Source organism: Dehalococcoidia bacterium (assembly GCA_028711995.1).
Lineage (GTDB): Bacteria > Chloroflexota > Dehalococcoidia > SZUA-161 > SpSt-899 > JAQTRE01.
This window is the reverse complement of sequence record JAQTRE010000103.1, coordinates 1-10,156: the sequence shown is the minus strand read 5'-3', so window position 1 is coordinate 10,156 and position 10,156 is coordinate 1. Positions and strand designations below refer to the sequence as shown.

8 protein-coding genes are annotated in these 10,156 nt (G+C 52.8%); 2 read left to right on the top strand and 6 right to left on the bottom strand.

Going from position 1 to position 10,156, the window contains the following annotated elements:
* From PHV74_12085 to PHV74_12060, 6 genes are all read right to left on the bottom strand, one after another.
* Positions 1–754, bottom strand: a 754-nt coding sequence (locus PHV74_12085; GenBank protein MDD5095095.1) for a pyruvate formate lyase family protein, incomplete at its 3' end; no start/stop codon positions are given.
* A 586-nt stretch (positions 755–1,340) separates the two neighbouring features.
* Positions 1,341–1,895, bottom strand: a complete 555-nt coding sequence (locus PHV74_12080) for a DUF6125 family protein (GenBank protein MDD5095094.1) — start codon at positions 1,893–1,895, stop codon at positions 1,341–1,343.
* Positions 1,896–2,033: 138 nt separating this feature from the next.
* Positions 2,034–2,588, bottom strand: coding sequence for a DUF6125 family protein (locus PHV74_12075; protein MDD5095093.1), 555 nt, complete (start codon positions 2,586–2,588; stop codon positions 2,034–2,036).
* Positions 2,589–2,711: 123 nt separating this feature from the next.
* Positions 2,712–3,923: a CoA transferase gene (locus PHV74_12070; protein ID MDD5095092.1), complete on the bottom strand. Its 1,212-nt coding sequence runs from the start codon at positions 3,921–3,923 to the stop codon at positions 2,712–2,714.
* A 108-nt stretch (positions 3,924–4,031) separates the two neighbouring features.
* The gene (locus tag PHV74_12065; protein ID MDD5095091.1) at positions 4,032–6,338 is read right to left on the bottom strand and encodes a hydrophobe/amphiphile efflux-3 (HAE3) family transporter; all 2,307 of its coding nucleotides are present in this window, start codon (positions 6,336–6,338) and stop codon (positions 4,032–4,034) included.
* 87 nt (positions 6,339–6,425) lie between these two features.
* Positions 6,426–7,640, bottom strand: a complete 1,215-nt coding sequence (locus PHV74_12060) for a CoA transferase (GenBank protein ID MDD5095090.1) — start codon at positions 7,638–7,640, stop codon at positions 6,426–6,428.
* A gap of 728 nt (positions 7,641–8,368) precedes the next feature.
* Here PHV74_12060 and istA point away from each other — a divergent pair.
* On the top strand, positions 8,369–9,922 hold the full coding sequence (gene istA / locus PHV74_12055) for an IS21 family transposase (protein ID MDD5095089.1): 1,554 nt from the start codon (positions 8,369–8,371) through the stop codon (positions 9,920–9,922).
* Between the two features lie 14 nt (positions 9,923–9,936).
* The coding region (locus tag PHV74_12050) for an ATP-binding protein (protein ID MDD5095088.1) at positions 9,937–10,156 on the top strand (220 nt) is incomplete at its 3' end.

Below are 10,156 nucleotides of genomic sequence, written 5' to 3'. Positions count from 1 at the left end.
ACTTGATCATCCCCTTGCTGGCGATAATCATTGCCTGAAGAGTGTTGATCTTATCGATGTATTCATCGCCGGAGATACTCTCGTTTTTCAGTTCGGCTCCAAGTTGGCGCAGTCTGTCTTCGGCCTTACCGATGACTCCGTTGAGCCCCAGTTCAAAGAGCGTGTGATAGTTGGGAGAACCCAATCCCTTCTGTGACGACCATTGGGCAGCCCAGGTCATCTCCGTCTTACCCGTCGGTCCCAGAACCCTCTTTATCTCATCAGGCAGAATGGCGAGAACTCTGTCATCAATGGTTTTCCCTTTCCAGTAGTCGCGAATCTTCTCCCACTCCGCCCTGCCGCGTTCATCCACCATGTCCGCCATATCGCCCTTGAGGGCCTTGTCCATATCTTTCCACTGGAGTTCGGGATGGATGGGCAGACCATAGGGGTCGCTGGCGATATTCCCCACGATCAGTTCGTCATCACTAATGTATATCGTCATGTGGCTCAGGATATGATCCATCGCCCTGGCTCTCCTGATAACCTCAGGCTGCCCCTCGGTAGACTGGTAAGATTCGGTCATCAATCTCGCCGTATCAAAGCAAATCCTGACCCCCGGCAAGTAGGTGTATTTCGTGGTCGGACCCTTCGTGCCATCTATCCTGGAGACTATCGTGCTCTTGCGAACCCTCTTGCTCTTGAGTTTCTTGGCCCTCTCGCCAAAAGCGAATCGCGTTTGTTTCTGTGCGCCGTTTGCCATCTTCAGTACCATGATCCGACCTCCTTCTTTTGTTCGTTGGCGGTACTATTTGCGTATTCCGGTGAAAGTGGCCCACTTTGCTCCGTTAAGGTGGCCCAGTTTAGTCCAGAACCCTGGCCCACTTTGACTCCGGAACAGTGGCCCAGTTTGGTCCGGAAAACGCAACTATTTTCTTTTGTCAGATAGGAGAGAATTATCCTTCTACTACCATGATTTCTGTTCGTATCGGTTGATGCCCAAATGCATTCTCAGGTGCCACGAGATTGGCCTTCGTTTGTTCCAGTGTAAATATACCACTCTTAAGGGATTAAATCAACACTAATCATCCGTATATTGCTCCATAATACACCTCTTTACCATAAATATGTATCATATGGTGCAACTAGTAATATAATATGGCAGCAAATTAGATCGGGGGAAGAGGCCCCCAATAACTTCATCCCTCGACCTTACGATCGGGGCACTAAGTTCGGAAGAGTAGAGGGCACAAACAGGGGGCATCTCACCAGACTTGACACGGATTTCTTCTGCGTCGTGAGTCATTTGAACATCGCTCTTGTGTCTTGATTTGCACCAAGAGCCCTCAGCCCCTGTGCTGTCACGGTTCCAGCTTGAATTCCCACTGACAGCAGATGTCGTCTTTGCTCTTCCGTGGAGGAAGCTTCAAAGCCTTGACTTCTATTTTGGGGTTGAAGAAGTCCGCGACAAACCGGATGTGTCTGGTCTCCCATACATGGCATATGCGCCTTTCTCTACCCTCGCCCTCTTTTTCCAGGCCCGCCAGGCTGGGACAATGAAGAACAGTCCAAATGCCGTGATTCGGATTTCTGAGTTCGTACCGGCACTTCCAAGCCCTCAACAAGGGACTGACCTGCAGGGCTTTCAACAGGGTGGCAATATCATGCCCTTCCATCTTGAACAGTCTCCTGGTCTGTTGAAGTTCCCAAATATGAGCCCTTTCCCAGACCCGCATGTCGCTCTCAAAGGCTACATCGTCCCCCACCCTGTTTTTGACGGTGACATACCAGAGCCCATCGGCTTTCTGCAGGTAATCGGCCTGCAGAGTTAGCAGCTTCACAAGAACATCCCTTGAGAAGTGTTCGTAGTTCACGTTTGGGTTAAATGGCCCAGAGTAATCGCTTAACTCGCTCATCTGACCTCCTTGTGTTTCTTACGCATGATCAGTGCTTTCGTTGTTTTCTCCGGCCCTGATACTTATTCTACATAGCATTCAAAATGACGCTAATCCAGGGCCAGGCAGTCAAGCTTTTCAATGCTTTTCTATCTGCTGTCAAGGTTCCAGCTTGAATTTCCATTGACAGCAGATGTCATCTTTGCTTTTACGAGGAGGAAGCTTCAGGGCCGTTGCCTTTATCTTCGGGTCGAAGAAATTCGCCTGAAGTTGTTTACATTTCCGATCCCATACGTGGCATATCCGCTTTTCTCTGCCTTGACCCTCTTTTTCAAGACCTAACAAAGTGGGACAATGAACGATCGTCATGATGCCGTGATTGCTATTCTTGAGGTCGTAGCGAGCCTTCCAAGCCCTGAGCCATGGACTCACTTGCATGGCCTTCAGCAGGGCGGCAACGTCATGCCCTTCTATCTTGAACAGTTTGGTCGTCTGTGCAAATTCCCAGGCGTTGGCCCTTTCCCAGACCCACATGTCACTCTCAAAGGCCACATCGTCGCCCACCATGTTCTTGACCGTGATGTACCACAACCCATCCGCTTTCTGCAGGTAATCAGACTGCAAAGAGAGTAGCTTCAGGAGCGTATCCCGGGAGAAATCCTCATACTTTGTGTCTGGGTTGAATGGCCCAGCGTAATCGCTAACTTCGCTCATCTGACCTCCTGGTGCCTCTTGCATCCTGTCATCATTTTCGTCGCTTCCCGTTGACCTGCTACCAGTCATTGCACCACATTAAGCGGGTGCAATGATGTCCCAAGGAGGTGCGAATACAACACTCTAGATTGCCCCTTCCTCCTGAAAGCGAGCTATGTCATCCCAAGTATATCCACATACCTCAGTCAGAATTTCTTCCGTATGCTGTCCACATTCGGGTGCAGGTCGAGTACGTCCCGCAGGCGTCTTGGTAAAGTCCCATGTAGGACCAAGGACCTTGATCTTTCCCAGAACGGGATGGTCGTAATCACAAATATACTCGTTGGCAACCACCTGAGGGTCCGACACCACGCGTGCTATTGTATTGACAGCACCAGCGGCCAGCCTGCTTTTTCTGAATACCTCCATCCATTGTTCGCTCGTCTTTCGCTGGAAAGCGCCCTCTAGAGTTCTGGCCAGTTCTGGGTTCTGCATCCTTTTCTCCAGCTTATCGAAGCGAGGGTCCTTCTCCAATTCCGGCATGTCGATTGCCTTGCAAAGAGGCCCCCAGTCAATGGCTCTCTGCGCAGCTAACGCAATCCAAATTCCGTCCTTGCATTGATAATAATGGAAGACGGCACTGAGGGGGTTGTGGAGCTCGGTACGGCGTAGTTCCTTTCCGGTGAGCAGGTACATGTTGATCCACTGGTCGACCAACTGCATGGTTGCCCTAAGCCCGGAGATTTTGACTTCCTGCCCTATGCCATGTCTTTCCCTGGCCAGAAGTGCCGCCAGCACTCCGGAGGTAACCATCATCGCCGCGACCTCGTCTCCCACAAACACCGCCGGAAGGCAAGGCTCTTGCGAAGACCCGTCGCCGGCAGTCATCATGATCCCGGCTCGCGCTTGAAACATATTGTCGAAACTGGGCATATCCGCATCAGGGCCCTTTTCCCCATATCCGCTCATGCGCGCGTAGACCAACTTGGGATTGATTCGGGATAGCGTCGGATAGTCCATGCCAAACCTGTTGATCGTATCCGGCTCGATATTGGTCATGAATACATCGGAATTTTTGATCAGCCGATGCAGGATCTCTTTGCCGGATGGTTTTTTCATGTCCAGAGCGAGGCCTCGCTTATTGCGGTTATCGGTTTCAAATACCACATTGATTCCCTGCGGCAATATCATCGAAACCCCGCCGAAAGCGCGCATACCGCGAAACTGATCGCCCACCCCCTTCTGTTCCAAATGGTACACATCGGCCCCCAAATCTCCCAGGTACGCTGCCGCCTGTGGTACCGCAACCCATTGACCCCAGTCTATGACTTTGATCCCTTCAAGTATCTTTTTCATGATCTTGTACTCCCTTCCTATATTAGACGCGGTCTGGTTATATGGTCAGGCTCGATTTTGGCCTGCCTTACAGGTCGAGATCGAGCCTGATTGTCCAGATCCTCAAGGTTAGGCTGTTTGTTTGACTGTCTCTTTGACTCCCTGTTTCCCTTCACGCCACATATCGAAGGTGACCACAATGGCCGGCAACACCACCAGAGTGCTGATGATACACAGCACCATGTCGATGAGAGTGACCTTGCCGAAATCGGCAATGATGGGGAAGTCAAAGGCAAATATCATCGAACCGAAGCCAATGACCACCATCAACCCGGAGATGATGATCGCGCGTCCGATCTTGGTCATGGCAATACTCATCGATTTAACGGGATTCGCGCCCTTGTCCCGCTCCTCATAGTAGCGCATCAGGAGCAGTATGGTGAACTCGGTACCGATACCCAGGATCAGAGCGGTCATGGTCGCCATGACGGGATTGACCTTGATATCCATCAACCACGTCAGGCCGTTGGACCATCCGAGGATCAATCCGATAGGAAGGGCAGCCGTAATAACCCTCTTCCAATTGAGCTTGAACATCACCAGCAGGGCAATCAGACAGAGGCCGATTCCCCAAAACGTCATCTTGTCGCGGCTGTCAGCCAGGTCATCGGCGACTGTGGTGGACATGGAGATCGTGCCCGTCCAGGCAATATACTGGGTCGCACCGGGAGGCGGTGTGCTGGGGCTGAAAATATCCGTCACCTCATCCCGCGCGATATAGTAGGACTCCTGATCGTAGGTTTGCAGGCCGGTCGCAATGTTGGCCTTTGTGAAGTCCGGGGTGATGAAGTTTTTCTTCAGCGGCTCAGGGATCATATTCACGATGGCCTTGGCCTGTTCAGCAGTGGCCGGCAACTTCCCGCCGCTGAAATTCATGATCAGGTCAGCAATGGAAGTCTGACTGTTGACAGTGCCTTTTCCGTCGGCTCGCGAGTACGTGTCCATCGCATATTTCTTGCGGTCAACCATCCACTGAAGCACTTGGGGATCGGTTGCGTCCGGAACTTCAATAAGCGACATCGAAGCTGACGCTCCTCCAGCCAGATCGACCATATGTTTGAAATCTTTGGTTACTTGCACGTCACTGCCCACAAAATCCGTAGCGGTGGCCGTCGTCTTGATCTTCCCTTCGACAGCCCAGCCCAGTCCGGTCAGTATGACGCCGATGATAATGATGGGGATGCCGTACTTGACGACCTTGGGCGAAAGATGTCCCAGCCATCTTTCGAGAACAGGAGGGGTAATGTTTTTCTCCGCCTGGGCCGGCTTATTCTGATCTCGCCGATACAAGCTGGCCATGAGAATGGTAGGCGCTGCAACCAGAAGAACAAGCGCACCGATGATCAGCATCCAGCCGAAATCCTGAACCATCGGAGTCTTGGAGAGGAGAGCCGTGGCGAAGCCTACACAACCGACGACCACGGCTATGATGATGGGCGGCCCGATATGGGTGAAGGTGATCAAACCTCCTTCATCGGCAGTCTTCCCGTTTCCCTGTTCCTCATCGTAGCGGTTATGGAACTGGACCACATAGTCCACTCCCAAACCCAGCAGGATGGGGAAAGCACCCACGGAAGCCAGGGCGACGTTGAGATCGACGATGCCCATGATTCCGAACGTATAGACGAGGCCGAGGACCACCACGCCGAGAGCCAAAAACCGCCACGCGAAGAAGCCGCGCATCTTAAAGAAGAACAGCAGTACTAGGAACATCAATATAAAGGCGATTATCATGATGACGGTCAAGGCATCGGCTATGTTGTTATTGGCATAGTCGATGACATAGGACACCCCGGTACAAGTGGTCTTCACATCCGGTGAGAAACCGGCTTCGGCAGTGAGCTTTTTCACAGACTTATCGAGCTCCCCCTTGTCGTCAAGCGTGAGGTCTCCTTTGAGGTTTATGATCAGACGCATGGCATCCGGATTGAAGAAGAAGCTCTTAAACGTGCCTCGCATTTGACCAGGGTTAGCAGGATCCATGATCATGTCGTCGGGAGAGGCGTTCGGCTGCCCCAGCATCCCCTTCATGAACTCGACCATGAACGCGGGGCTTTGCACGTTGAACACGTTAGGGAGTTGTCTTACCCCGTCCTCCAGCTTTTTGAGGGCAGCATAGTTCTGCTCATTGACTAGGATGTCATGGTCAGCCTCCATGATCACCATCATATTTTCGCTGGCAAAGTACTTGTCGAATTCCACCATCTCCTTGTACCCCTGGGAGTCTTTCCTCATCATGGTGGTATAGTCGGAGCCAAACGACACATTTGTGGCCAATATCCCCGCCGGAATCAATAATAAGAGGGCCACTAGAATCCATATAATTGGCTTGCTCTTGATCAGTCCAAACCAGGCTCCGCTTATCTTCGCTAACATTTTCTCCTCCTTTCCTATATGGGTGCCTTACATGTGCAGGTTCGCTGAATTATGCATCCAAATATTTGACCTGCCTCGGTGTGGTGCTCAAATCACCTTTGAATCCTTCAGCTTGGTAATCTGATGCCAATCGTAACCCAGGACCTCATTAAGAACCTGTTCAGTATGTTCGCCGAACTCCGGCCCGGGTAACCGGATTGAGGCCGGGGTGCGACTGAAATTCCATGGGAACCCATGCAGGCTAACCTTTCCCCAAACAGGATGAGCGAAATCTACAATGTAGTTGTTGGCTCGCACCTGAGGATCCTTAAACACCTCTTGTATGTCATTCACTTCCTCGAATACAAGATCTCCGGACTTCTTGAGAATCTCCATCCATTCTGCCCTGGGCTTGGTGGCAAAGGCTTGATTGAAGAGATCAATGCACGCCGCATTGTTCTCCGATCGGATCATCATATTTTCAAAGCGGGGGTCCTTTATAATGTGTTCCAGACTCAAAGCCTTGCATACATCTTCCCAGTATCGATCCGCCTGGATGCCCGCCATCATGATCCACTTGTCATCCTTGCATTTGTAGTAGTTCCAAAGCGGATTCGCCATGGTGCTTTGTTTCCACCGGGGCAACTTCTGTCCCAGAAGGCTGTAGAAATCGATGTTCATATTGAATAGACTGAGCACCCCCCCAAGCAGAGAAGTCTCTACTTCCTGTCCTTCCCCTGTCCTCTCCCGATGCAGAAGAGCCGCCACGATCCCGAAGGCCGTCATGATGGCACCGGCGCGGTCGGCCGGGCCGCCTGTTGTGAGCACGGGAATCATATCCGGCTCTCCGGCGAAGTACATCCAGCCTGATCGGGCCTGCCCGGTGATATCAAAGGAGATTTTATCCGCATCCGGCCCCTTTGCCCCATAGGACGATGCTGTGGCATAGATCAGGCGAGGGTTATGTTTGCGGAGCGTCTCATAATCTACACCCACCTTTGCCAAACCGGTTGGGCGTTTGTTATGAACCACCACATCGGATTTCTTCACCAGACTGTAGAAAACTTCCCTGCCTTCCGGTTTCCCGAGATCCAGGGTGACGGATCTCTTGTTGCGGTTGCCCAGTTCAAAAAACCAGTTACGCCCACCTATTCTAGTCGTTGCCTTCTGGGCCGCCATCATACCGCGAGACGCATCCCCGGTTACCGGGTCTTCGATTTTGATGACGTCGGCACCCAGATCTCCCAGCAAAGCTGCCGCTCCCGGACCCAGAATCCAATGCCCCAGGTCGAGAACCCGGATTCCCTCTAGAATCATGGCCATAGCAACTCCTCCTAATGTGTTTAAGATTGTTATATTTTGTATAATAACGGCGGCCTATGATGCCAACCAACTCAAAGGCCGCCCTCTACAAGTCATTTAGTTTGAGCCTCATCTACTTTTATCCCCTTTTCGCTTTATCCGAACCAAGGAGGATCATCCCCCTTGCTGCAGATGATTCGTGGTTCGAAGGTTTGATGACCCCACGTGCCCCCACTTGCACTCACTCGATCATCGTAGTAGGATGTTATTCGAATCCTATCATCACTGTGGCAAAAAGTCAACGTTGTTAAGATGTTTTACGGTTGTTAATATACTAATTGTGACAAATAGGTAACAAATAATACAGTATGTGTTATAAATTAACTGAATATGAGATAGCTCCGATTTAGGGGAAGAGGCTTGGCTCCTTAGCTCGCCGGAGGCGTGACAGGTCAAAGGATCAAGGTATGCGCCGATGCAGGTCTGCACGAACATCGTATCCGCATACCAAGAGTGACCTTCAACTATTCAACATACCAAACATGGAGGCTCTAGGCTTACCACAGGCATACTGGGCATGCAACAAAAACAAACGAAATGTCCTAGTTTAAGGTAGTCAACTTATCAATGATGTTGTGCAATCCGGCCAGCGTCTCGGACCAAATCGGCCATCCGACTGAGGTTCTAAAGGGATGAGGGCAGCGCCGGGCAATCCAAAGCCATAGAATCACTTCTCGGAGGTGGTTGTTATGGCCAACAGGAGGTTGCCTGTGCGCAAGATCAAAGAAGTTCTACGTCTGAAGTATACCTGTTGCCTTTCCAATCGAGAGATAGCGCGAAGCTGCAATGTGGCCCGAAGCTCGGTGAGCGATTACCTGATAAGGGCCAGGGCAGCTGGCGTGAGGTGGCCCGAATCGGCCGAGTTCAGCGATAGCGAACTGGAGGCGCGACTTTTTCCTACGGAGCATGTGCCCAGCTCGGTGCATCGTCCACCCCCGGATTGCGAGTACATCTATAGAGAGTTGCGCCGATACCGCAAGATCAACCTGACCTTGACCCAGCTCTGGCTGGAGTACAAGGAACAGCACCCTGGGGGCTACCAGTACACCCAGTTCTGCGAGTACTACCGCCGCTGGCGCAGCAAGCTGGACTACTGCATGCGCCAGGAACACCGGGGCGGAGAGAAGGCCTTCATCGACTACTGCGATGGTCTGGCCATCGTCGATGCCCGCACCGGGGAGTTGGTTCCCACCCAGCTGTTCGTCGCCGTGTGGGGTGCCTCGAACTACACCTATGCGGAGGCGACGCTGACCCAGACACTCCCCGACTGGATCGGTTCCCATGTGCGGGCCTTGGACTATTTCGGTACGGTTCCCCGGGTCTTGGTTCCGGATAACCTCAAGAGCGGCGTTGCCAAGGCTTGCTACTATGAGCCGGAACTCAACCCCACCTATGCCGACCTTGCCGAACATTACGGTTGTGCCGTCCTGCCCGCGCGTCCGGCAAAGCCAAGGGACAAGGCTACAGCCGAAGTGGGAGTTCTGATCGCCCAGATATGGCTCCTGGCGGTATTGCGTAAGCGAACCTTCTACAGCCTGAAGGAACTCAACTCTGCTATTGGCGAGTGTCTGGAGCATCTCAACACCCGTCCCCTGCGCCGGTTGGGGAAGAGCCGAAGGGAGGTGTTTGAGACCACAGATCGCCCCAATGCTTTGCCCTTGCCCCAACACCCCTATGAGTACGCCGAGTGGCGCAAGGCCAAGGTCAACATCGACTACCACATCGAGGTGGACCATCACTACTACAGCGTCCCCTTCCGGCTGCTGCGGGAAACCCTGGATATCCGACTGGCTGCCGCCACCGTGGAGGCCTTCCACAAGGGTGAGCGGGTAGCCGCTCATGCCCGGTCACACGTCAGGGGAATTGCCAGCACGCTCCCCGAACACATGCCGCCCGAGCACCGCCGGTACGCCGAGTGGACCCTATCCCGCTTCATTCAGTGGGCCGGCAAAACCGGAGTCGCCACCGCGGCGCTGGTGGAGAGGATCCTCACTGCCCGCACCTATCCGGAACAGGGGTACAGGGCCTGCTTGGGCATCCTCAGCCTGGGCCGACATTATGAGCCGGAACGGCTGGAGGCGGCAGCCCAGAGGGCTCTCAAGTACAATACTTGTTCTTATAAGTCAGTGAAAGCCATCTTGGCTTCGGGCCTCGATCGGCATGAGGATGGCGAAAAAACGTCCCGACAGGCAACCCTGCCGCTGCATGAGAACATCCGAGGCAGGGAATACTATCACCATTAATCAGGAGGAAGAACGTGCTCAAGGAACAAACCATAACCACGCTCAACATACTCAAGCTCTTCGGCATGGCCGGAGGATTCGAGGAGAGGCTCAATCATCCCAGCCACGCCGAGCTGTCCCATGCCGAGTTCGTGGGGCTCTTGGTGCAGGATGAGAAGACCTACCGGGATAACCAGCGGCTCAAACGCCTGCTTAAGAATGCCAGACTGCGCCAGCAGGCTGCACTGGAGGACA

Coding starts and splice junctions, on each gene's coding strand:
- PHV74_12080 (MDD5095094.1), bottom strand. CDS start 1,895: ATGAGCGAGTTAAGCGATTACTCTGGGCCATTTAACCCAAACGTGAAC.
- PHV74_12075 (MDD5095093.1), bottom strand. CDS start 2,588: ATGAGCGAAGTTAGCGATTACGCTGGGCCATTCAACCCAGACACAAAG.
- PHV74_12070 (MDD5095092.1), bottom strand. CDS start 3,923: ATGAAAAAGATACTTGAAGGGATCAAAGTCATAGACTGGGGTCAATGG.
- PHV74_12065 (MDD5095091.1), bottom strand. CDS start 6,338: ATGTTAGCGAAGATAAGCGGAGCCTGGTTTGGACTGATCAAGAGCAAG.
- PHV74_12060 (MDD5095090.1), bottom strand. CDS start 7,640: ATGGCCATGATTCTAGAGGGAATCCGGGTTCTCGACCTGGGGCATTGG.
- istA (MDD5095089.1), top strand. CDS start 8,369: ATGGCCAACAGGAGGTTGCCTGTGCGCAAGATCAAAGAAGTTCTACGT.